Below are 22447 nucleotides of genomic sequence, written 5' to 3'. Positions count from 1 at the left end.
ACCCCCGATACCGATGAACCTCGCGTTCGGTACATCCGTCTCATCTGATGTGATCAGGGCGCGCGTGCTACGGGTGAGGCTGGGAAGGCTCGCGCGGGGCGTGCGCCGTGGTGCGGGGCCGCTGGCGGTGCTGGCCGGGCTGGGGAGCTACGCGGTGGCCGCCCCGACGGCCTGGATGTACGCCGACACCGCCCCGTACCGGCTGACGGCGGCCACCGTGCCGGCGGCTCCGGTGGCGATCGTGCTGGGGGCCGGGCTGGAGGGGGCCCGGCCGTCGCCGTTCCTGGCCGGGCGGCTGCGCACGACGGCCGACCTCTACCGGCGCGGCAAGGTGCGGGTGATCCTCGTCACAGGGGACAACAGCCGCAAGAGCTATGACGAGCCCTCGGCCATGCGGGACTTCCTCGTGGCCGAGGGGGTACCGGCCGACCGGATAGTTCTGGACTATGCCGGTTTCGACACCTGGGACTCCTGCGCACGGGCCAAAGAGATCTTCGGCGTGCGGCGGGCGATCGTCGTCACCCAGAAGTTCCATCTGCCCCGGGCGGTGGCGCTCTGCCGGTCGGTGGGCATCGAGGCGTACGGGGTCGGCCACGACACGTATCCGATCGATGGCCGGACGACGACGTACGGCTATGCGCGCGAGGTGGTCGCCTCGATCAAGGCGGTCGGTGACCTGGTCGCCCATCCCCGGCCGCGTTTCCTCGGGCCGCGGGAGCCCGGCGTGGAGCGCGCGCTGACGCGCTGACCACCTGTAGAGCCACCTGAAGAGCCAGGTGGCACAGCCGGATGGAACAGACGGGCGAACGAAGAGCGGCGATCGAGAATCAATCAGCGAGAAGCGCCACTGCCCGGCCGATCACAGGCGGGCAGTGGCGCAATCGGGCCGGTGGCTCAGCGACCGGACGTGCCGTCCCGGGGCTCGTCCGCGCCGTAGTCGTCGGCGTAATCAGCGTATTTGTCAGTCAGGGCGTCGTAAGAGTCATCCTCGGCTGACTCGGCGACTCCCAGCTCGTTCTTCAGGCGGTCGAGGTCAGTGCCGCCGCTGTTGTACTTCAGCTGGCGGGCAACCTTCACCTGCTTGGCCTTGGCTCGGCCGCGACCCATTGGCTCGACCCCCTCGATGGTCAGGGCTTCGTCGGCCCCATCTACGCTCGCGTACGCACACGCACTGACGGGTTGAGCCGTGCGCAGGCTACGAGTACAACCGTACCCGTTTTGCGCCCGTCTCGGTACGTCGTCTGCGCGGAGGCGCATCGCTTGCTGTGGAGGACGTCAGTCTAGTAGGTGTCGGGACCGGCGTTGACCTGCACCCGGAAGGAATCTTCCCGGCGAGTGGCAGATATTCAGCCGTCCAGCCAGATGCCGCGCAGCCGTCCGATGCCTGACATGCGCTGTTCGGCCAGCCGATCGGCCGCCACCGCGGGGGGAACCCCCTCGTCGGCGGCGAGTGCGAAGATCCGCCGGGTGGTGTCGAAGATCCCGGCGGCCTTCGCCCGGGCCCGCTCCATGGAGAAGCCCTCGATCTCGTCGGCCACCTGGATCACTCCTCCGGCGTTGACCACGTAGTCGGGGGCGTAGAGCACGCCGCGGTCGGCGAGCTGCTTCTCGATGCCGGTGTGGGCGAGCTGGTTGTTGGCGCCGCCGCAGACCACCCGGGCCGACAGCACCCCCACCGTCTCGTTGTCCAGCGAGCCGCCGAGGGCGCACGGCGCGTAGACGTCGAGCTCGGAGCGGATCAGCGCGGAATTGTCGGCCACGACGGCGATCTGGGGGTGCCGGGACCGCACGCGGTCCAGCGCGGCGGCGTTCACGTCGCACACGACGACCTCCGCTCCGTCTTCGAGCAGGTGTTCGATGAGCCGGTGGCCGACCTTGCCCACCCCCTCGACACCGACCCGCCGGCCGCGCAGGGTGGGTTCGCCCCAGACGTGCTGGGCGGCCGCGCGCATGCCCTGGAAGACGCCGTAGGCGGTCAGGATCGAAGAGTCGCCGGCGCCGCCGTGCGCCTCGGTGCGACCGGTGACATAGCCGGATTCGCGGGCGATGAGGTCCATGTCCTCGCTGTAGGTGCCGACGTCGCACGCGGTGTAGTAGCGGCCGCCCAGGGACTGGATGAACCTGCCGTACGCCCGCAGCAGCGCCTCGGACTTGTCGGTGGCCGGATCGCCGATGATGACGGCCTTGCCGCCGCCGAGGTCGAGCCCGGCCAGGGCGTTCTTGTACGCCATGGCACGGGACAGGTTGAGGACGTCGGCCAGTGCCTCGTCCTCGGACCGGTAGGGGTAGAAGCGGGTGCCCCCGAGCCCCGGGCCCAGCGCGGTCGAGTAGATCGCGATGATCGCGCGCAGGCCGCTCGCCTCGTCCTGGCAGAAGACGACCTGCTCGTGTGCATTGCCCTTGTGGGGCGCCGCGAAGACATTTGTCACGGTCGTGACTCCCTTCGTCTCAGGGTCAGCCTAGGTGGGCCGGGCGTGCCACGATGCGCATGTGCTGCCCTACGCCGCGTACTTCCGGGTATACGAGCCGCTGACCGCGTTCGCGGAGCCCGAACGGTCGGGCTGGGCGCGGTACGCCGCCTCCGTCGACCGGCCACGCCGGGTGACCGCGCTGAGCGAGGAGCACCGGCAGGCCGTGCGGCGGCTGGCCGGGCGGCCGCCGGTGGTGGCGCCGGCGGCCGAGAGCCCGCACGCCTACTTACGGCGCTGGGAGGGCGAGACGTTCGTCTGCCCCTGGCAGACCCGGCTGCGATCCTGGGTGGCGTTCGACCGGTTCCGCGAGACCGCACCGGGCGGGGGCACCCGGCCGTTCGTGCCGGACGAGGTCGCGGACCGCGCGATGGACGACTTCGAGCGGTGGAAACGCCGTGCCGTCACGATCCGGCCGTACATCCTGTCGAGCACCTGGCAGGTGCCGGTGGCCTGGTTCATGCCGTTCACCGTGGCCGAGCGCCGGCTCATGCTGGGCCCGCGCACGCTCATGTACGTCACCTCGATGGCGGACGCCCGCCGGCGGGTCGTCAAGGCGACGATGACCGTCCGCGCGACGCTCGGCACGGGTCCGGTATATGCCCAGGTGGAGACGTTGAGCAGGTGGCTGACCGAGTTCGACCCGGGGGCCCTGGTCGAGCTCGACTACGGCGGGCTGGTGCATCTGCTCGACGACCAGGCGCTGCGTGCCGACGAGTCGGTGACGGAGGTGGCGGCGGTGCTGGCCGGCATGGAGCGGGGCGAACGGGAACTCGCCGTCGCGATGTACGCCAGATTCTTCACTCGATGGCGGCTGATACGGGCTCTCGAATCGGCGAACTAAAACAAACTTCCCGAATCTCCGCGCGATGCGACCATACGTGTCGCTAGACTCACGCAGCGTGACGCAGTCACCACGAACATAGAAGTTACAGCCAGGGACTTGCATGTTGCGCTCAGTGGTGGCATGGTTACACGTTGTGATGTCATAGTGGCTCTTTCGGGCCATAGAGGACATCGTGACCGCGCGAAGAGAATCGCAGGATCGCTGTCATCGGTCCACGGAGGAGAGGCCGCAAACATGTCAGCACGTACGCCAGAGGCCGAGCCCCTGCTGACGCCGGCGGAGGTGGCGACGATGTTCCGCGTCGACCCCAAGACCGTTACGCGGTGGGCGAAGGCGGGCAAGTTGACATCCATCCGCACGCTAGGGGGGCACCGTCGCTACCGCGAGGCTGAGGTGCGGGCGCTGCTGGCGGGAATCCCGCAGCAGCGCTCGGAGTAGGAGCGGGCAATACATGGTTGGCTGCTTCAGCCCGCTGGGCTGAGGCATATCGCTTGCCGACACGCATACCGAGATGGGGGGGCGGCAAGCGTGACCCGGGCCAGCACGGCCGGGAGGTTTTCGCGGATGCCCCGTCCGTGTCCGGACATTGTTCGTCTCCGGGCGCAGACGGGGCTTTCGTGTGACCGTCGGGGGATCTTCAGCGGTCGCCCGAGCCGAACTCCTCGTTGCCGAGCCGCTGGAACAGCGCGGCGACCACGGGGTCGTGCCGGGCGGCGACCTGCAGCAGGACGACATGCTGATCGACGAGCAGCCGCTCGAGTTCGTCGCGGGTGAGGTCGCGGTGCTCCAGCCAGTCCAGGGCCGCCGTCTCCACCGCGGACATCCATGATCGCAGTGTGATTCTCAGCACAGGGCCCGGCTCGTCGATCCCGAACGCCACCAGGATCCGGGAGAGCAGAAGCTGCCGGATGCGGTCGACGATCTCTCCCACCTCGCCGGTACGGCTGGTGAGGCCGCCGCGCAACAGCGCGGTGAAGCCGGGAGCGTGGTCCTCGACGAAGTCGAAGTAGCGCCGCAGTGAGATCCGCAGCCGGTCGATGGGCCTGCCCTCGGTGGGAGGTTCGAGCAGGACGCCGAGCTGCTCGGCGGCACTGAGCAGAGCGGCGAGGTAAAGCTCCTGCTTACCGCCGAAATAGTGGTAGACGAGTGCTCGGGAGGCACCGGCCGCCGCGGCCACGTCATCGATGGAGACTTCTTCGGGATTGCGGTGACTGAAGAGCTCCAGCGCAGCCTCGATCAGCTCATCCCGCCGCTCCGCGACGCTGAGTCGACGCCTTCCGCGCTGCCCACGTTGGGCGGCCGAAGTCCGATGTTCGCCGGAATTGTTACCGGCGACTACGCGATCACCCACCTGGGAAGCGTATCCGAGGTCAGGGCGCTTCAACCGGCACGCCGGGTGCCTAGTTTGATCATTCAATCAGTCGGGCCCCTGTCCGAACCCCTATTGACGGCTGTCCGTTACTCAGGGTTGCGAGCGGTTTGGACTACGAAGGGGGCATCATGGCATCTTCTCCGATGCGAGGTCTCGTGGGCGCGAGCCAACGGCCGCGCGATTGACGTAAGGCGGCAGGCCCTGCAGTTCCCCCCGACAGGAGAGCCATGTCAGCTGATGAAGCCGACCACCCACGGTCCGCCGGTGAGAAGGCACCGGCCGCCGTGCGGGCGGATCCGGTCGTGCCCAAACCGAGTGCTCCCAAGCCGACCATCCGCAACGTGGCGGAGCGGGCAGGCGTGTCCAAATCCCTGGTTTCTCTGGTCATGAGAGGGTCCCCGCACGTCAGCGAGCGGCGCCGCCAGGCGGTGCTCAAGGCGGCCCGGGAGCTCGGCTACCGTCCCAACGCCGTGGCGCGCAGCCTGGTCGAGGGGCGCACCCGGCTCATCGGGGCCCTCGTGGCCGACCTGCACAACCCCTTCTTCGCCGAGTTCCTCGACGGCCTTCAGGAGAGCCTGCACGGCGAGGGCCTGCGGATGCTCGTCGGCAGTGGCCGCTGGGACCCGCTGTTCGAGGCCGAGGCCGTCGAGGCCTTCCTCGAGATGCGCGTCGACGGGCTCGTACTGCTCAGCGTGGTCCCGGACTCGCTGAAGGAGGCGGCCGCCAGCGTGCCGGTCGTGGTGGTCGGTGAGCGGGACGTCGAAGGCGTCGACATCGTGGTCGACGACGACGAACTGGGCGCCCGGCTGGCCGTGGAGCACCTGGTCGAGCTCGGCCACCGGCGGATCGCCCACATCGAGGGCACCCGTTCGACCACGGCGCGTTACCGGAGGGCGGGCTACGAGGCGGCGATGGCCCAGCACGGTCTCACGGCCGAGGTGATCGTGCAGGCCGGTGACTTCACCGAGGAAGGCGGGTACCGGGCCGCGCTCGAACTGCTGTCCGCCGATCCCAGGCCCACCGCGATCTTCGCCCCGAACGACCTGGTCGCCACCGGCGCGCTGTCGGCCGCCGACGAGCTGAACCTGGGGGTTCCGGAGGACGTCTCGATCGTCGGCTACGACAACACCCATCTCGCGGCGATCCGGCATATCTCGCTCACGAGCGTGGACCAGCCCAGACGGGACATGGGCCGGGTCGCCGCCGAGCTGCTCTGCGCGCGGATCGAGGATCACAGCCGGGAGCCCCGGCAGACCCTCGTGGTGCCGCACCTGGTGGTCCGGGCGACCACCGGCCCGGTGGCCGCGGGAGCCGATGAGGGCTGAGACCGCGGCGGCGGCCCCGAGGCCCGGACGGGCGCTGGGCCGGCCGGGTCGGCCGGGTCGAGGGAAGGTCGATCTTCTGTCCCCCAGGTAAGGGGTGGCCCAAAACTCGTGCGATCGACCTGACGAAGGCCCTCCCTGGCGCGTTAATGGTCTGACTGCACCAGCCGTTCGGCGGGTGGGGGCTGATCGCGTCACCGGCCGTATGGGGGGAAACGTCGCGGCTGGGCGACTAGGGGGCTCCGCCGGGTGGTCACGGATTGGATCATGTTCACTCAGGGGGGTTATTTCGTGCGTGATCCCGAATTGGTGTCGTGCGCGCAGCGCGCGGCCAGTGAGTTGGAGCACGCGTGGTCGCGCTGGCGGCACACGCGTGGGTTGGCCGAGCAGGTCTCGGAGTCCGTCGCCAGCTACGTGGCCCATTCGATCGACCATCCGTGGGGACGTCCCCGCGTGGTGCTGGGCCTGGACGCGGACGAGGCCCGTGCTCTCGCCGCTCTGCTGGGCAAGGAGGAGACCGTCCGGAGCTGAGACCTCGAGGCGGTCGAGGCCGGGTGTTCGAAGTCGTGCGGGCGGGATGCGAGTCCCGTCCGCACCGTCTTGCCGCCGGTAGGGCGCCCCCGGCCGCCTGTCCACGGCGGCGACCTCCGGACTGTTTTAGCCCGTTTTGGTTTGACACGCGGCTGACCGAGTGCAAACTGGCTGGGTTGGTAACGGACAAGTCACGGGGGTTCGGTCGTGCGGAGTGACCGGTTGACGGCCGGATTCAGGTCTTCGTTGGTGGGCGTGGCCCTGGTGGCGACCTCGCTGGGTGCGCTGAGCGCCTGTGGTGACGGGCCGGCGAAACGCGTCGGCGGCCAGGTGGCCGTCCCGCCGGCCGTCCGGGCCACTCCGGTGGCCGCCCCGGCCGCGACGCCCATCGCGACGGCCACCGCGAGGACCACCGCCACGCCCCGCGACACCGGCCAGAGCCGGGACAAGCCGCTCTCCGGCAAGGTCATCGCCATCGACCCCGGGCACAACGGCGGCAACGCGGCCCACCCGGAGATCATCGCCAAGCCGGTGTACATCATCACCGGTGAGAAGGAATGCGATACCACGGGGACCGAGACCCATGCCGGTTACACCGAGCACGCGTTCACCTGGGACGTCTCGCAGCGGCTGAAGGCCATCCTGGAGAGCCGTGGCGCGAAGGTCGTGCTCACCCGGCCCAACGACACCGGAGTCGGGCCGTGCATCAACCAACGGGCCGCGATCGCCAACCGCGCCAAGGCCGATGCCGCGCTGTCGGTGCACGCCGACGGGGCGGCCGAGAGCGGCCACGGCTTCCACATCATCGAGCCCGCCCCCATCAAGGGCCACACGGATAAGATCGCGAAGCCGTCGGCCCGGCTGGCACTGGCACTGCGAGCCGCCTACCACAAGGGCACCCAGATGCCCTACTCCAACTACATCGGCGAGAACGCCCTCGACGTGCGCGGCGATCTGGGCGGGCTCAACCTGTCCACCGTGCCGAAGGTCTTCCTGGAGACCGGCAACATGCAGAACCCCGGTGACGCGGCCAAGCTGAGCGACGGGAAGTTCCGCCAGCGCATCGCCCAGTCCCTCGCCGACGGCTTCTGCGCCTACTTCTCCTGAGCCGCTTCCCTGGGCGGCTTTGTCCACAGCCTGTGGACGAAGCCGGGCCGCACGGTGGTCCGTCACCGTGGCGCGACACGGCAGGATGGTCGGGTGGACGACGCGGTGAGGCGAACAGCGGTGAAGCGAATACGGGAGGCCTTCGACCGGGCGGGATACACGGTCGCGGGAGTGCGCGAGCTGCTCGGGCCGATGGCGGGGGCGGCGCTGGCCCGTGACGAGATCGTGCCGGCCCTGCGCGCGACCGGCGGCCGCTCGGCGCTGGAGCTCCTGACCAGGCTGTTCTGGCTGCAGGTCCCGGTGCCGGAGAACGCCCTGGCCGCCGCGGAAACCGCCGGTGACCCGACCCGTGACCCGACCGGCGACCTGGTCGGTGACCTGGTCGCGGCCGGGCTGGCCGAGCGCTCGGCCGGGGAGTTGCGGGCGGCCCTGCGCGTGGAGCCGCTGGAGGCCCCGCAGGTCGCCGGCCGCCCTAGGCGGCACGTCGGGTACGTCGTCTCCGATCTGCGGGTGCGCCCCGGCTCGGGAGCCTCGCTCACCGCCGACCACGTGGTGGGCACCGGGGGAGCCTCCGCCAATCTGGCCCAGCTCGTTGTCCACAGGCCTGTGGACAACGTTCTCGATCTGGGGACGGGCTCCGGCGTGCAGGCCCTGCAGCTGGCGGGCCGCCCGCTCGGTCACCGGGCCGGCCGGCCGAGCCGCATCTGTGCCACCGACGTGAACCCCCGGGCGCTGGAACTGACCCGGCTGAGTTTCGCGCTGTCCGGGGCGGGCGAGGTCGAGACGCTCCAGGGATCGCTGTTCGAACCGGTACGGGACCGGACGTTCGATCTGATCGTCTCCAACCCGCCGTTCGTGGTGTCACCGCAGGCGGCTCCCGGCACACCCCCGCTCCTGACCTACCGGGAGTCGGGACTGCCGGGAGACGAGGTCTGCCGCCGGCTGGTGACCGGGGCGCCGGACCACCTCGTCATGGGCGGCTGGGGCCAGTTCCTGGCCAACTGGCTGCACATCGGCGGCGAGTCCTGGGAGGAGCGGATCGGCGGCTGGCTGAGCGAGACCGGCTGCGACGCCTGGGTGGTCCAGCGAGAGGTCCAGGACCCCGCCGAGTACGCCGAACTCTGGCTGCGCGACTCCTGCGAGACGGGGAGCCCGGAGTACGCGGCGCGTTACGACGCCTGGCTGGCGCACTTCGAACGGCACCGCGTGACCGGCATCGGGTTCGGATGGATCACGCTGCGCAAGGGCGGGCAGAGTCACCGGATCGAAGAACTGCGGCACGCGGTCGAGCAGCCGGTGGGCGGTTACGTCGAGCGGGTCCTGCGGGGGCTGGTGGAGGCCCGGCTGGACCCGTCGCTGGCGCCGCTGCGCACCGCTGCCGGAGTCGTACAGGAGCAGGTCGGGCCGCCCGGCGCGGAGGATCCGGAGCGGATCGTGCTGCGCCAGACCCGGGGGCTGCGCCGCGCGGCCGGGGTCGGCACGGTCGAGGCCGCGCTGGCCGGGGTCTGCGACGGGACACTCCCGCTCGAGCCGTTGCTGAGCGCGATCGCCCAGTTGATCGGGCTCTCGGAGGATCAGGTCTGGGCGCACGCTCATGGGGTGCTGCCGGAGTTGATCGCCGACGGGTTCTTCGAGTTCGGTGATGCCAGGTAGCGCGGGGCCAGGTAGCACGTGCCGGCAAGGCACCGATAACCAGGTTGGTACGGTCCTTTATGGCCGCATCCGGTCGTTTATATGGCATAAAGGGATTTAACCGGCATACCTTCACGTCCCGATCTCTGTCTGAAACCCGGATGGTGCGTTCATGGGACGTCACGGGATCGTCGTCGCGCCCTGGAATGTGCGCCGCCGGTGGACCGCGCCCTTTCGCTGGCTGGCGCTCCCCTTCGTCGCGGTGGCCCGTCCGGTCTTCCAGCGGATGGCGTGCACCCGGCTCTTCGCGCTGGTCGGCCCGGCGTTCGTCCCCCGGCTGGACCGGGCCGTGCACCGGCTCTCCGGTGGCCGGCTGCTCATGAGCCGGTCGCTGGTGCCGACCCTGCTGCTCGTCACCGTCGGGCACCGTACCGGCCGGGAACGGCGGGCTCCGATGACCTGCCTGCCCGAGCCCGACGGCAGCTTCCTGGTGGTCGGCAGCAACTGGGGACGGGAGTCGCATCCGCACTGGTCGATCAGCCTGCTGCGCCGGCCGCAGGCCACGGTCAGCTACCGCGGTTACCAGATCCCGGTGGTGGCCCGACTGCTGGAGGGGGCCGAGCGGGCCGAGGCGTGGCCGCGGCTGCTCCGCGTCTGGCCGGTCTACGACCGCTACACGCTGCGGTCCGGCCGCCGGCTCCGGGTCTTCCGGCTGGAGCCCTGCCGCGCGCCGGTGGAGCCCGGCCGGCTGCGGGTTCCCGGCCAGGTCCACGGCAGACCGGCCTGGTGACCGGTCATCGTCCGATCGCGTCCTGGAGCGTACGGAAGGAGCTGCTGCTCAGCCGGCGGCTCACGTCACGGTGCACCCGGTGGGCCCAGAGCGGGCCACCGTAGATCATGCCCGTGTAGCCCTGGACCAGGGTGGCGCCCGCCCGGATCCGCTCCCAGACGTCGAAGCCGTTCTCGACGCCGCCGACCGAGATGAGCACCAGCCGTCCCTCGGTGCGCTTCCGCAGCCGCCGCAGCACCTCCAGGGACCGCTCCTTCAGCGGGGCCCCGGACAACCCGCCCGCCTGGGACACCAGTGCCGGGTCGCTGGCCAGTCCCTCCCGGCCGATGGTGGTGTTGGTCGCGATGATGCCGTCGAGCCCCAGCTCGAGCGCGAGCTCGGCCACCGCGTCGATGTCGCCGTCGGCGAGATCAGGGGCGATCTTCACCAGCAGCGGCACGTGCCGCCCGGCGACCCGGTCGGCCGCCTCCCGGACCGCGCCGAGCAGTGGCCGCAGCCGTTCCACGGACTGCAGGTCCCGCAGGCCGGGCGTGTTCGGCGAGCTGACGTTGACGACCAGGTAGTCGGCGTACCGGGCGAGCCGCTCGGTGCTCTCCACGTAGTCGCCGACGGCCTCGTCCTCGGGCACCGACTTGGTCTTGCCGATGTTGACCCCGAGCACGGTGCCGGGCCTGCGGCGGCGCAGCCGCAGGGCCGCGGCCGCCGCGCCGTGGTTGTTGAAGCCCATCCGGTTGACCAGCGCCCGGTCCGGGATCAGGCGGAACAGCCGCGGCCGCGGATTGCCCGGCTGGGCCCGCGCGGTGACCGTGCCGATCTCGACGAAGCCGAAACCGAAGCCGGCGAGGGCGTCGAAGGCCTCGGCGTCCTTGTCGAAGCCGGCCGCGAGCCCCAGCGGACCGGGGAACTCCAACCCGAGCGCCCTGACGCACAGCGCCGGGTCGTGCGGGCCGAGCCACCGGCGGAGCAGCGCGATGAGACCGGGGACCACGGAGATCAGCCGCAGCCCCGCCATGCCGGCGCGGTGGGCGGCCTCGGCGGGCACGTGCCGGAGGACCAGCGAATACAGGAGTCGATACATCGTGATCGATTGTCTCAGGCCCGCGTACCGGCTCGGCGAACCGGTTCCCCTGATCGTGGTTGTGCGCGATGCTGACGGGATGACCGGTAGCGGTGAGACGGACAAGGCGCCCCCCGCCTGCGGGCACTGCGGGGGGTCCGGCAGCGTCAGCTACGAACGGCCGCACCAGCAGGACGACGGCTCCGTCACCTGGCAGACCAGCGTGGAGAGCTGTCACGTGTGCCACGGAAGCGGGATCTGCCGATGAGCGTGGCGGACCCGCCGGCGGTGCGGCCCCGGTGCGGCAACGTGCCCTGCGACTGGTGTGATCGCGACGACTGGCCGTGCCGCTTCTGCGCGGGCTCCGGCCGGTGGCGCCCGGAACGGCCGAACCGCGAGCCCAGCGGGGTGATCGGCTGGATCCGGGTCGACGAGCCGTGCCGCATGTGCGGGCAGACGGGCAAGGAACACGATCCGCTGCCCGGAGCGGACGGCCCGGCGGCCCGCTGAGCTCCATCCCTCCGCGGTCGTTGTGCGTGAGCGACAGCCGGCCCGCCGGACGTTGGCGGCGGACGCCTTGGCTGTGCGAGGTCGGTTACCCAGACTTAACACGTCCGTTTCTGGCTGATCGGGGGGCATGGAAAGGAGTAGGGATGCCGATTCCGCGCAAGAGAACGCGGGCACTGCTGATCGCTGCGGGCATGGCGGTGTCGCTGGGAGCGGTGGTGAACGCTCCCGCCCAGGCGGCCGCACAGCGCGACGTGCTGTTGGTCGGCAACAGCGCCTCGGGCACCGTCAGCTTCCTGGACGGCCGCACGTTCCAGAACCTCGGCTCGATCAACATCGTTCCCGATCTTCAGGAACGGCTCGACGGCATGAACCCGGTGGAGAAGGCGGCGTACGAGGTCGTCAAGAGCGAGGAGGGCGGCGACCGCTTCGCCGACGACGTGTACGTCTCGCCCGACGGCACCAAGCTCTACGTCTCCCGCGGCAACCTCAACGACTCGGTGGCCTTCGACATCAAGACCAAGCAGATGCTGTGGCGCTTCAAGGGCGCCGGTTTCAAGTCGGACCACGCGGTCCTGTCGCCCGACGGCACCCGCTTCACCGTGTCCGCGACCACCGCGGGCAAGGCCCAGGTCATCGACACCGCGACCGGCAAGCTCGCCGCCGAGTTCGCCACCGGCACGTACCCGCACGCCAACGACTACTCCCCGGACGGGAAGTACCTCTACAACTCCAGCATCGGCGTCACCGCGCTGCCCCAGGCACTGGAAGGTCTCAAGGGCGCCCGGCAGATCACCGTCGTGGACCCCAAGACGTTCAAGGTCACCAAGACCTACACCTTCGACCACGGCGTACGCCCGGCCGCGTTCACCCGCGACAACCGGCTGGCCTACCTCCAGCTGTCGTACCTCAACGGCTTCGCGGAGTTCAGCCTGGTCACCGGGAAGATCACCCGCACCGTGCAGATGCCGTTCAGCGCGGCGGGCCGGGCGCTGAAGCCGGACGACTACCCCAACAACTCCGCCCACCACGGCATGGCCATCAACGGCGACGAGAGCAGGCTGTGCGACGTCGGCACCATCGACGACTACACCGCGATCATCGCCCGCCCCCTGCTCAACACCACCGGGACCGTCACCTACGACACCGGCAGCATCCCCTACTGGTCGACGACCAGCGTGGACGGTCAGCACTGCTTCGTCTCGCTGAGCGGCAGGAACGCCATCTCGGTGATCGACTACCGCACCGCCAGGGAGGTCGCGCGCATCCCCGTCGGCACGTTCCCGCAGCGCGAGCGGCTGGGCAAGGTGCCCCAGGACGTGCTGGACTCGCTCTCGCCGGCCGCCGGATGACCCGCCCGTGATGACCCGCCCGTGACGGGAGGCTCGTGAGGCGGGCCCGTGACGGCGGGTTCCCACAGCCGTGATCTTGCAGTCCGCGCCGGACGGACTGCAAGATCACGCGTGTGTTCGTGACGAGGAGGGCGCGCCATGGCCGATCCGACGGGCCGTACGGTGCTGCGCCGCGTCGTCGAGCAGATGCGGGCCGACCCGAGGACGCTCGAAGGGGTCGTCGCGGCGGCCCGGGCCAAGTCCCCGCCCGTCGCGGCGCTGCCGCTGCACGAGGTACAGCGGCACATCGCGGCACTGCTGGGGGTGATCTCCTCGGCGTTCATCGACTCCTCCGGCTCCGGTGCGGGACTCGGCGCCGATGTCGAGGTCGCCGACCGGCTGGCCGTCGACCGGGCCCTGCAGGGCATCCCGCTCGCCGCGCTGCTGGAGGGGTTCCAGGCCGGGCGGCGGTATGTGATGCTCCAGCTCGTCGAACGGGCCAAGGGCGCGGAGCTGTCCACCGACGACCTGGTCGACGCCCTCTACGAGCTGGACTCCTACGCCAACGAGATGCAGAACCGGCTGATCTACGCCTACCGGGAGACGGAGCTCAGCCTGGCCCGCACCACCCACTCGGTACGGATCGAGGCCCTGCGCGAGCTGCTCAACGACGGGCCCGCGTCCCACATCGCCGAGGCCGGGCTGGACGGCGGCCGGCGCTACCACTGCCTGATCGCCGACCTCAGCGATCCGCGCCGGGCCCAGCGGATCGAGGCGGTGCTGACCGCCACCGACGGCCTGGCCGGGATGGTGGACGGTTACCTGTGCGCCGTGACCGGCCGGCTGCCCGACCCCGCGGCGGTGGCGGGCATCCTGGTGATCGCGGCACCGGCGGCGGCACCCGACCAGCTCGCCGGCTGCTACCGGCTGTGCCGCGCGGGGCTCGTCGCCGCCCGCCGGCGTGGCCTCCAGGGACTGCGGCCGCTCACCGAACTGGCGCTGGAGATCGCGTCCGACGCCTATCCGGGGCTGGGCGAGATGCTCGCCGATGTCTTCCTGGCCCGGCTCGACCCGGCCGAGGAGTTCCACCGGCTGCTGGCCGAGACCGCGCTGGTCTATCTGTCCAAGGGCGGCCGGGCCGATCTGACCGCAGCCGCGCTGCACGTCCACCCCAACACGGTCAAGCACCGGCTGCGCAGGTTCGGCGAACTCACCGGCTTCGACGCGCCGGGGCCGGAGGAGGACGCCCTCGGTCACGCCACCCGCTGGCGGTGGTCGCTGCACACCTGGCTGGGCCGCCGGCCGGGCCGGTAGGTCACGTGCGCCCCTCGGACATGTCGCCCAGACGGCCTCGCAAGCCTCCTACCAGGGGGAATTTGGAACAATCCATTACCGTTACCAGTAAGTAGCGCTGCGAGAGGTGCTTGGGGGAGGACGTATGAGCCTGACGAATCGGCTGGCAACTCAGGCGAAGCGCCTACCGTACGGCCGTTACCGGATCACCGCGCAGCGCGATCTGCCCGTACCGATGGCCGACGGGACCACGCTTCTGGCCGACCGGTACACGCCGCTCGGGCCGGGCCCGCAGCCGACGATCCTGGTCCGTACGCCGTACGGCCGCCGCGGCATCCCCGCGATGATGAACGGGCTGGCCTTCGCCTACCTGGGCTTCCAGGTCGTGGTGCAGAGCGTCCGGGGCACCTTCGGGTCCGGCGGTGAGTTCAACCCGCTGGGCGACGAGCGCGAGGACGGCCTGGACACGATCCGCTGGCTCAAGCAGCAGCCGTGGTTCGGCGGCTCCTTCGGCACCTACGGCCCGAGCTATCTCGGCTACACCGCCTGGGCGGTCGCGGCGGAGGCCGGGCCCGAGCTGAAGGCGATGGCCGCTCAGATCACCGCCTCGACGTTCCGCGACGCCGCCTACGTGGGCGGTGCCTTCGCCCTGGAGGCGACGCTGAGCTGGGCCGACCTGACCAGCCGGCAGGAGCGGCCGCTGGGGCTCATGCAGGGCGGGCTGCTGTCCAAGCGCCGGGCCGTACGGGCGGCGCTGTCCGGCAAGCCGCTGGGGGAGCTGGACGTGCTGGCCAACGGGGCGGCCATGCCCTTCTTCCAGGACCTGCTCGCCAACCACGGCTCCGCGCTCGAGAACGACGGCAGCTACTGGAAGAAACGCGACTTCAGCGCCATGGTGCGTGACGTCGGCGCCCCGGTCAGCCTGCTCGGCGGCTGGTATGACGTGTTCCTGCCCTGGGAGCTGAAGGACTACCTGGCCCTCCGGGCGGCCGGTAAGCGGCCGTACCTGACCATCGGGCCGTGGTGGCACACCGATCCACGGCACTTCATGGTCACCACCAGGGAGTCGCTGGCCTGGTTCCGCGCTCACCTGATGGACGACTTCCGCGGCCTGCGCGCCAATCCCGTCCGCCTGTACGTCACCGGCGCGGGGGAGTGGCGCGAGTTCCGCGACTGGCCCGTACCGGGGACGCGGACCCAGCGCTGGCATCTGCAGCCCGGCGGCGGGCTGGCCGAGCACGGCCCGCTGTCCTCCGACCCGGGGACCTACCGGTACGACCCCACCGATCCCACGCCGGCCCTCGGCGGCCCCACCCTGCTCGGCAGCTCCAAGCCGGTGGACAACCGGCCGCTGGAGGCGCGCGACGACGTGCTGGTCTTCACCAGCCAGGTGCTCCGCGCGGATCTGGACGCGATCGGGCCGGTCGGCGCGGACCTGTACGTACGGTCCAACCGGGAGCACACCGACTTCGTGGTCCGGTTGTGCGACGTGGCGCCGGACGGCACGTCGCTGAACGTCTGCGAGGGCGGTCTCCGCCTGTCGCCGGGGGTCGCTCCGGCCGACGGCGACGGGGTCCGCCGGGCGCAGGTCGACATGTGGCCGACCGGGCACCGCTTCCGGCGAGGTCACCGGATCCGCGTGCACGTCACCAGCGGGGCCTATCCGAAGGTGGCCAGGAACCCCGGGACCGGCGAGCCGCTCGGCACCGCCACCACCATGCTCCTGGCCGACCAGGAGATCTTCCACGACCCCGACCGCCCCTCGGCGATCCTGCTCCCCGTCGTCCCCTAACCCGTACTCTCCTGGCCCGTCATCCCCTGGCCCGTCATTCCCTGGTCCAGGGTGCTCCGCCAGGCCGCGCTGCTCTCCACGAAGCCGCCGAGACTCGCCCGGGAGAAGACCTCCGCCGTCCAGTCCAGCTCGGAGACCCGGTAGCCGGACGGGCAGGTGTAGCACCAGGCCGTGCCGCCGTCGGTGAGGATGAGCTCCCGCAGGTCGTACCACTCGTCCTCGAAGGCGTCCAGGACGCGCCATTCCGCGTCGCTCAGACCCCTGAGGAGCAGCCCGGCGGCCCTGGCCGGGCCGGGTACCAGCCCGGGGTAGTCGCGGCCGGGCAGGCCCGCGACCCGCCAGCCGTCGACCGCGGCCGGCCGGTGCTCGGGCATCCGGCCGATCAGGGCGTGCAGGACCTCCGGGAACTGCAGCGTGCCGTAGGCGAAGAGGGCCTGGGGAGCGGCCGTCAGCCGGTCCGGCCAGTGAACGACCCGTGTCATTCGCCCATGTCCGCGGTGAAAGGTGCGATTCGGGTGTTCAGTGCCAAGAGTCCTCCATAGGATGAGCGACTCAATCCTCCCTTATGAAGGTCATCATGTCGCAACCTCCCCCGCCAGGTGGCCCGTGGGCCCACCCTCAGGCCGCGCCCGGCCACCCCGGGCAGAACGCCGGGTCCTACCCGCACGGCGGTCAGCAGTACGGTGCGCCCCAATACGGTGCACCCCAGTACGGCGCCCCTCAGCATGGCGCCCCCCAGTACGGCGCACCCCAGTACGGCGGGCAGCAAGGCGCGCCCCCGTACGGTGCGCCTCAGTACGGTGCCCCGCAGGCTCCGGCGCAGCCCTACGGGGGGCAGCCGTACGGCGCTCCCGCACAGCCCTACCCTCCGCAGCAGCACCAGGACCGGCAGTACGCGCCGCAGCCCCACCCGGGTGCCCATCCGGGGGCCGGCGGGCCGCAGTGCCGGTTCTGCGGCTGCGTGCCGGCCGCCGACGTCACCTTCCGCGGCCACCGAGGCATGATCGTGCTCATGCAGTTCCTGCATCTCAAGGGGCCGTTCTGCCGCGACTGCGGCCTGTCCACCTTCCGGGACATGACGGCGAAGACCCTGATCCAGGGCTGGTACGGCTACCTGTCCTTCGTGATCACCCCGGTCACCGTGCTGATCAACCTGGCCCGGCGCGGCCGGGTGGCCGGCCTTCCCGCACCACAGCCGCCGCCCTCGGGCGACCACCGCCATCCGATGGACCCCGGGGTGCCCCTGCTGAGCAGGCCCTCGGCGCTGATCGGCCTGGTGATCCCCTTCCTGCTGGTGGTCCTGCTCATCGTCCTGGCGGCGGCGGGCTAGCCGGGCGACCGTCACGCCTTCCAGACCTCCTGGACGCGATCGACGACGCCGCCCGCCTGGATGATCCCGGCGTGGTAGGCGGGGCGCCAGAGCGCCGGGTCGAGAACGTCGTGGCCGAAGGCCTCGACGGCATGCTGGTCGGGGCCGATCGCCACCACGTTCGCGGTGTCGAGGGCCGCCAGTTCGCGCTCCAGGAGGGCCCGGGGGGACAGATGGGCCATCGGCTCGATGATCACGACCGCGGAGAAGCCCGCGGCCAGGTCCGCGTTGGTGGCCGAGCGCACCCCGCCGTCCATGTAGAACCGCCCGTCGATCTCCACCGGCGGGAACACACAGGGCACCGCGCAGCTCGACATCACCGCGAGCGGGAGCGGCGTGCCCGAGTCGCGGTCCCAGACCCTGAAATCGCCGTCCGCGGTGTCCACCGCCGTGATCAGCAACGGCCGCTCCGGCCACTCGTGGCCGGGCAGCCGGTCACCGATCTCCCGCAGCCGGCCGGCGGCGTCGGCCACCGGGGCCTCCAGGGCCATCGCGCCGACCCGTGCCCGGGCCTCCTGCGGATCCAGGCTCGTGTCGAAGAGCACTCCGAAGGCGCTCAGCACCGTGGAGAAGTCGACCGGAGGGGGCGGAGCGGCCGCGGTCTCCGCACGGCCCGCGAGATCGTCGATCGCCAGCGGGAGATCGACGCCCATCGCGATCATGGATCCCACCACGGAGCCGGCCGAAGTCCCGACGATCAGATCGGCGTCCGTCAGATCGACCCCGGCACCCTGCAGTCCGACGACGAGGCCGGCCTCCCACGCGATGCCAGCGATCCCGCCGCCGCCCAATACCAGCGCACGGCCGGTCTGCCGGGTGTCCGTCGTCATGGTGTGACTCCTCGCTCCGGAATTCAGTTCTGTTTCCAACCGTAGCCAGTCGTGGATCGATCATGTACCAACGGTCTGTCGAAAAGGGGACGTATGGCGCGCGGAGCAGGACTTCCGGGCCGTTCACCTGCCGCACGTTTGGGCGTGGTGAGCGGGGTACGGCGTGTGCGGAAAGCCGAATCCTGACAGGCAAGGACAGGCAAGAGGGAGTGCATCGATGACCGCCAATGATCCAGTGCAGTTGGGCGACACGGATGCGGCGTCATCCCGGAAGGCCAACGGCAAGACCGAGCAGATCGGACACGCCGCGAACGCGGTGAAGGAGAAGGCCGGGGAAGCGGGCCAGGCGGCCAAGAACAAGGCCGGCGAACTCGCGGGCAAGGCCCATGACGCCGTGACCTCGGAGGAGGCCAAGCCGGTGGCACGCCGGTCCGGCACCGGGGCCGCCGGGCTCGCCGCGCTGGCCTTCGCGGTCTGGGCGTGGCGTCGCCGCAGCCGCAGGAACGCCGGGCCGTGGGAGAAAGCGGTCCGGCAGACCAGGACCCAGGTGAAGGCCACCCGAGGCCAGGCCAAGTCCCAGGCGAAGGTGGCGAAGGCCAAGGCGAAGGTGGCCAAGGCCGTCGCCAAGCAGAAGGTCGCCGACGCCAAGAGCAGGGCGAAGTCCCTGCGCTGAGCGGGCTCGGCCGATACGGAGGCGCCCCGGAGCGAGATCATCGCCCGGGGCGTCACCGTGTCCGGGCACCGGGTGCGGGCGCGGGGCTCGGGCACCCGGATGCAGGCGCGGGGTTCAGGCGGGGGGTTCAGGCGAGGGGGTTCAGCTACCGTCCGGCCGGTCCGGCTCGGCTTCCGGGGGGCCGTCCGGCCGTGCGACCAGACCGGGTGGCGGCATCGGGCGGGGCGGTGGCAGGTCGGCCGAACCGCTCAGATGGGGCCAGGCGCGGAAGAAGACCGCGGTCACCGGGACCGCGAGGGCCGCGCCCGGGATGCCGCCGAGGATGCCGCCCACGGCCAGGATGACGATGATGGCCAGCGGGTGGAAGTGCAGCCGGCGTCCGATGACCAGCGGCTGCAGCACATGGCTCTCCAGCTGGTGCTCGATGATGAGGATGCCCAGGAAGATCAGCCCGGCCAGGACCCCCTTGGCGCTCAGCACCACCGCGAGGGCCACCGCTCCGGCGAACAGGATCCCGACGAGCGGGATGAAGCTGGCGAAGAAGATCAGCACGGCCAGGGGCGCGACCAGCGGTACGCCCATGACGGTCAGCACGACGGCGATGATCACACCGTGGACGGCGGCGACGATCACGCTGCCGTGCACGTAGTGCGACAGGGTCACCCAGCCCGCGTGCCCGGCGCGATCCAGCCGTTCGCGGTACCGGCCGCTGCCGCTGATCAGCCACGACCAGATCTGGGGACCGTCCTTGAGCAGGAAGAACGCCACGAACAGCATGAGGATCAGGCCCGCGGCGATCTCTCCGACGGTCGCGGTCGCGCTGAGCGCGGTGGTGATCAGCTTGCCGCGCTGCTGCTGGATGTTCGACAGCAGTTTGTTGATCGCGGTGTCGAGCTGTGCCTGCTTGAGATGGAACGGCCCGTTGACCAGCCAGGTCTGGATCTGCTCGCCGGTGTGCCTCAGCTCGGTCAGCAGCTTGGGGAACTCGGAGTTGGCGCGTACCCCCACCAGCGTCCCGACGCCGGCGACCACGCTCAGCGCGAGCAGCATCGTCAGCCAGGTGGCGGTCAGCGACGGCAGTCCCCACCGGCGCAGCCGGTCCGTCAACGGCATGAGCAGCGCGCACAGCAGCAGGGCCAGCGCGACCGGCAGGGCGACGAAGAACAGCCGGCTGACGATGTGCATCAGCCCGTACACCACGATGCTCACCACGATGAGCCGCCAGCTCCACGCCGCCAGCGTGGTCAGCAGCCTGGGTACCCGGGATGCGTCGTCGTCCGGCACTGTCACCCACCGTGTCAGGAACCGTCAATGCGGCTGTCGTGCCCGCTTTCCAGTACCCCAACCAATACCCCGGCGGAAAAGACCGAGGCCCGGGCGTCATCGCCCGGGCCTCGGCCTCGTCGTGCTCTTGGTGCCTACGCGCTGGCGGCGCGGCGCGGTCCGTTGTCGGAGAAGCGGCCCCCGTTGTCGGAGTAGCGGCCCCGCGAGGTGCCACCGCGGCGCGGCTGCGGCGAGCGGCCCCGGGCCCGGCCGTTCGACCCGCCGTTGCGGGACTGCGGGCGCTCGGCCACCGGAGCCACCGTGACCGGGATGCCGGAGGGCAGGCGGGCCCCGGTGATCCGGGTGAGCTCGGCGTCGCTGGAGTGCACCCGGGCGCTGCTCGCGGTGATCCCGGCGGTGATCATCATGCGTTCCATCTCACGGCGCTGACTCGGCGTCACCAGGGTGACGACCGTGCCGGACTCGCCGGCGCGAGCCGTACGGCCACCGCGGTGCAGGTAGTCCTTGTGGTCCGTGGGCGGGTCCACGTTGACGACGAGGTCCAGGCCGTCCACGTGGATGCCGCGGGCGGCGACGTTGGTGGCGACCAGGACGGTGACGTCCCCGGTGCGGAACTGCTCCAGGGTCCGGGTGCGCTGCGGCTGGGACTTGCCACCGTGCAGTGCCGCCGCCCGTACGCCGCTGGCCAGCAGGCTGCGGGTCAGGCGGTCGGCGGCGTGCTTCATGCCGACGAACATCAGCACGCGGCCCTCGCGGGCGGCGATGTTGGTGGCCGCGGCCTGCTTGTCGCCGTCGGAGATGTGGAGCAGGTGGTGCTCCATGGTGGTGACCGCGCCCTGCGACGGGTCCACCGAGTGGGTGACCGGGTCGTTGAGGAAGCGGCGGACCAGCCGGTCGACGTTGCGGTCGAGGGTCGCCGAGAACAGCATCCGCTGGCCGCCGGCGATGACCTGGTCGAGGAGCACGGTGACCTGGGGCAGGAAGCCCATGTCGGCCATCTGGTCGGCCTCGTCCAGGACGGCGATGCCGACCTGGTCGAGCCGGCAGTCGCCGCGGTTGATCAGGTCGGCGAGCCGACCCGGCGTGGCGACGACCACTTCCGCGCCACGGCGGAGCTGAGCGGCCTGCCGGCCGATGGACATGCCGCCGACCACGGTCGCCAGCCGCAGGTTGACGGAGTCCGCGTAGGGCGTGAGGGCCTCGGTGACCTGCTGCGCCAGCTCACGGGTGGGCACCAGCACCAGGGAGAGAGGCTGGCGGGGCTCGGCGCGGCGGCCCGCGGTGCGGGCGAGCAGCGCCAGGCCGAAGGCGAGGGTCTTGCCGGATCCGGTACGGCCCCGGCCGAGGACGTCACGGCCGTGCAGCGCGTTGGGCAGGGTGGCCGCCTGGATCGGGAACGGCTCGGTCACTCCCTGCCGGGTCAGCGTCTGCAGCAGGGCGGCCGGCATGTCGAGCGCGGCGAAGGACTCCACCGGGGGAAGCGCGGGGGTGGTGCTGACCGGCATCGCGAACTCGCCCGACGGCGGCGCGGACGAGCGACGCGGGGCGCTGGAACGCGAGCGGGAGAACGAGCGGTGATGGGTCGGACGGGACGAGCGGATCATGCAGAACCTTCCTCAGGGAGGCGCGTATCGAGGAAGACTCCGGTGTGCACTGCCGCACGAAGAAATCGCAAGATCGAGCCAAAAAGTGAACGAAGCACAGCGGCTCTATCGCGCGAAGCTTCGAAACGGTCGGCGCCTGCCGAAAAGCGGCGGCGGAAGGCCGGACCGTGCTGGAAACCGCAGCGGCGTCTGTTCCGGATCCGGAGTGCGGATCGGCGCCGGCCGTACGGTGGTGGTGCGGGTGCCGGTCGCAGCCGGCAGTGGATCACCGCCGTCGCCGACGATGCTCCACAGGGCAGGCAACGGGGGCCCGCACCCTCAGGTGCGGGCCCCTGTCACATGCTGTCGTCTAGATCAGACGATGACGATGTTCTCGGCCTGCGGGCCCTTCTGGCCCTGCGTGACGTCGAACTGGACCTTCTGGCCTTCCTGAAGCTCACGGAAGCCCTGGGCCTGGATGTTGGAGTAGTGGGCGAAGACGTCAGCGCCGCCGCCGTCCTGCTCGATGAAGCCGAAGCCCTTTTCGCCGTTGAACCACTTCACGGTGCCAGTAGCCATGTCTATCTCCTTCAGGGGCAGTTCGGGAGCTCGCACTTCGCGAGCCCCGCGTCGCCTTTATGACCCCATCCGGAAACTCC

The 22447-nt window shown here is 70.8% G+C and carries 24 protein-coding genes; 15 read left to right on the top strand and 9 right to left on the bottom strand.

Annotated elements, in window-relative coordinates:
• Window positions 1–73 precede the first annotated feature (73 nt).
• Window positions 74–748: a SanA/YdcF family protein gene (locus ACRYCC_RS07985; RefSeq protein ID WP_433809988.1), complete on the top strand. Its 675-nt coding sequence runs from the start codon at window positions 74–76 to the stop codon at window positions 746–748.
• A 146-nt stretch (window positions 749–894) separates the two neighbouring features.
• Here ACRYCC_RS07985 and ACRYCC_RS07980 read toward each other — a convergent pair whose 3' ends face one another.
• Together ACRYCC_RS07980 and ACRYCC_RS07975 are read right to left on the bottom strand one after the other, a co-directional pair.
• Window positions 895–1107: a DUF3073 domain-containing protein gene (locus ACRYCC_RS07980; RefSeq protein ID WP_433809987.1), complete on the bottom strand. Its 213-nt coding sequence runs from the start codon at window positions 1105–1107 to the stop codon at window positions 895–897.
• Window positions 1108–1346: 239 nt separating this feature from the next.
• A complete protein-coding gene (locus ACRYCC_RS07975) occupies window positions 1347–2429 on the bottom strand; it encodes a Leu/Phe/Val dehydrogenase (RefSeq protein WP_433809986.1) in 1083 nt (360 codons plus the stop codon).
• Window positions 2430–2490: 61 nt separating this feature from the next.
• Here ACRYCC_RS07975 and ACRYCC_RS07970 point away from each other — a divergent pair, with 61 nt between their 5' ends.
• Window positions 2491–3312 carry a DUF8083 family protein gene (locus ACRYCC_RS07970; protein WP_433809985.1) on the top strand — a complete coding sequence of 274 codons (822 nt, stop codon included), beginning with the start codon at window positions 2491–2493 and terminating at the stop codon, window positions 3310–3312.
• A gap of 237 nt (window positions 3313–3549) precedes the next feature.
• Window positions 3550–3753, top strand: coding sequence for a developmental transcriptional regulator BldC (bldC, locus tag ACRYCC_RS07965; RefSeq protein WP_012850682.1), 204 nt, complete (start codon window positions 3550–3552; stop codon window positions 3751–3753).
• Between the two features lie 199 nt (window positions 3754–3952).
• On the opposite strand, the gene ACRYCC_RS07960 is transcribed toward bldC, so the two are convergent.
• Window positions 3953–4666 carry a TetR/AcrR family transcriptional regulator gene (locus ACRYCC_RS07960; protein ID WP_433809984.1) on the bottom strand — a complete coding sequence of 238 codons (714 nt, stop codon included), beginning with the start codon at window positions 4664–4666 and terminating at the stop codon, window positions 3953–3955.
• Between the two features lie 248 nt (window positions 4667–4914).
• Between ACRYCC_RS07960 and ACRYCC_RS07955 the strand changes: the two genes are divergently transcribed.
• The 5 genes from ACRYCC_RS07955 (at window position 4915) to ACRYCC_RS07935 (ending at window position 10069) form a co-directional block, all read left to right on the top strand.
• Window positions 4915–6012 carry a LacI family DNA-binding transcriptional regulator gene (locus ACRYCC_RS07955; RefSeq protein WP_433809983.1) on the top strand — a complete coding sequence of 366 codons (1098 nt, stop codon included), beginning with the start codon at window positions 4915–4917 and terminating at the stop codon, window positions 6010–6012.
• A gap of 264 nt (window positions 6013–6276) precedes the next feature.
• Entirely contained in the window at window positions 6277–6540 is a 264-nt protein-coding gene (locus tag ACRYCC_RS07950; RefSeq protein ID WP_433809982.1) for a hypothetical protein, read from the top strand.
• 249 nt (window positions 6541–6789) lie between these two features.
• Window positions 6790–7647 (top strand): N-acetylmuramoyl-L-alanine amidase, encoded by an 858-nt coding sequence (locus tag ACRYCC_RS07945; protein ID WP_433809981.1) that lies wholly within the window; start codon window positions 6790–6792, stop codon window positions 7645–7647.
• 120 nt (window positions 7648–7767) lie between these two features.
• Complete coding sequence (locus tag ACRYCC_RS07940; RefSeq protein ID WP_433809980.1) at window positions 7768–9300, top strand: DUF7059 domain-containing protein; 1533 nt, start codon at window positions 7768–7770, stop codon at window positions 9298–9300.
• 151 nt (window positions 9301–9451) lie between these two features.
• Window positions 9452–10069, top strand: coding sequence for a nitroreductase family deazaflavin-dependent oxidoreductase (locus tag ACRYCC_RS07935; protein WP_433809979.1), 618 nt, complete (start codon window positions 9452–9454; stop codon window positions 10067–10069).
• Window positions 10070–10073: 4 nt separating this feature from the next.
• Here ACRYCC_RS07935 and ACRYCC_RS07930 read toward each other — a convergent pair whose 3' ends face one another.
• Window positions 10074–11147: a quinone-dependent dihydroorotate dehydrogenase gene (locus ACRYCC_RS07930; protein WP_433809978.1), complete on the bottom strand. Its 1074-nt coding sequence runs from the start codon at window positions 11145–11147 to the stop codon at window positions 10074–10076.
• 79 nt (window positions 11148–11226) lie between these two features.
• Here ACRYCC_RS07930 and ACRYCC_RS07925 point away from each other — a divergent pair, with 79 nt between their 5' ends.
• The 5 genes from ACRYCC_RS07925 (at window position 11227) to ACRYCC_RS07905 (ending at window position 16049) form a co-directional block, all read left to right on the top strand.
• A complete protein-coding gene (locus ACRYCC_RS07925; RefSeq protein WP_433809977.1) occupies window positions 11227–11394 on the top strand; it encodes a hypothetical protein in 168 nt (55 codons plus the stop codon).
• A complete protein-coding gene (locus ACRYCC_RS07920) occupies window positions 11391–11636 on the top strand; it encodes a hypothetical protein (RefSeq protein ID WP_433809976.1) in 246 nt (81 codons plus the stop codon). The genes ACRYCC_RS07925 and ACRYCC_RS07920 overlap by 4 nt, the downstream gene beginning before the upstream one ends.
• A gap of 143 nt (window positions 11637–11779) precedes the next feature.
• Window positions 11780–12985, top strand: a complete 1206-nt coding sequence (locus ACRYCC_RS07915; protein WP_433809975.1) for a YncE family protein — start codon at window positions 11780–11782, stop codon at window positions 12983–12985.
• 138 nt (window positions 12986–13123) lie between these two features.
• A complete protein-coding gene (locus ACRYCC_RS07910) occupies window positions 13124–14278 on the top strand; it encodes an RsbRD N-terminal domain-containing protein (protein ID WP_433809974.1) in 1155 nt (384 codons plus the stop codon).
• Between the two features lie 124 nt (window positions 14279–14402).
• Window positions 14403–16049 carry a CocE/NonD family hydrolase gene (locus tag ACRYCC_RS07905; protein ID WP_433809973.1) on the top strand — a complete coding sequence of 549 codons (1647 nt, stop codon included), beginning with the start codon at window positions 14403–14405 and terminating at the stop codon, window positions 16047–16049.
• Here ACRYCC_RS07905 and ACRYCC_RS07900 read toward each other — a convergent pair.
• The gene (locus ACRYCC_RS07900) at window positions 16046–16531 is read right to left on the bottom strand and encodes a gamma-glutamylcyclotransferase family protein (RefSeq protein WP_433809972.1); all 486 of its coding nucleotides are present in this window, start codon (window positions 16529–16531) and stop codon (window positions 16046–16048) included. The genes ACRYCC_RS07905 and ACRYCC_RS07900 overlap by 4 nt on opposite strands.
• A 95-nt stretch (window positions 16532–16626) precedes the next feature.
• Between ACRYCC_RS07900 and ACRYCC_RS07895 the strand changes: the two genes are divergently transcribed.
• Complete coding sequence (locus ACRYCC_RS07895) at window positions 16627–17379, top strand: hypothetical protein (RefSeq protein ID WP_433809971.1); 753 nt, start codon at window positions 16627–16629, stop codon at window positions 17377–17379.
• Window positions 17380–17390: 11 nt separating this feature from the next.
• On the opposite strand, the gene ACRYCC_RS07890 is transcribed toward ACRYCC_RS07895, so the two are convergent.
• Window positions 17391–18248 carry a patatin-like phospholipase family protein gene (locus tag ACRYCC_RS07890; RefSeq protein WP_433809970.1) on the bottom strand — a complete coding sequence of 286 codons (858 nt, stop codon included), beginning with the start codon at window positions 18246–18248 and terminating at the stop codon, window positions 17391–17393.
• Window positions 18249–18465: 217 nt separating this feature from the next.
• On the opposite strand from ACRYCC_RS07890, the gene ACRYCC_RS07885 reads away from it, so the two are divergent.
• Window positions 18466–18921, top strand: coding sequence for a hypothetical protein (locus tag ACRYCC_RS07885; protein ID WP_433809969.1), 456 nt, complete (start codon window positions 18466–18468; stop codon window positions 18919–18921).
• A gap of 141 nt (window positions 18922–19062) precedes the next feature.
• Here ACRYCC_RS07885 and ACRYCC_RS07880 read toward each other — a convergent pair whose 3' ends face one another.
• The 3 genes from ACRYCC_RS07880 to ACRYCC_RS07870 form a co-directional block, all read right to left on the bottom strand.
• Entirely contained in the window at window positions 19063–20205 is a 1143-nt protein-coding gene (locus ACRYCC_RS07880) for an AI-2E family transporter (protein WP_433809968.1), read from the bottom strand.
• A 134-nt stretch (window positions 20206–20339) separates the two neighbouring features.
• Window positions 20340–21809, bottom strand: a complete 1470-nt coding sequence (locus ACRYCC_RS07875) for a DEAD/DEAH box helicase (RefSeq protein ID WP_433809967.1) — start codon at window positions 21807–21809, stop codon at window positions 20340–20342.
• A gap of 354 nt (window positions 21810–22163) precedes the next feature.
• Window positions 22164–22367, bottom strand: a complete 204-nt coding sequence (locus tag ACRYCC_RS07870) for a cold-shock protein (protein WP_433809966.1) — start codon at window positions 22365–22367, stop codon at window positions 22164–22166.
• Window positions 22368–22447 lie beyond the last annotated feature (80 nt).

Source organism: Actinomadura scrupuli (genome assembly GCF_050971785.1).
Lineage (GTDB): Bacteria > Actinomycetota > Actinomycetes > Streptosporangiales > Streptosporangiaceae > Actinomadura_E > Actinomadura_E scrupuli.
The sequence above is the reverse complement of the archived record's forward strand: the minus strand, read 5'-3'. Positions and strand labels throughout refer to the sequence as shown.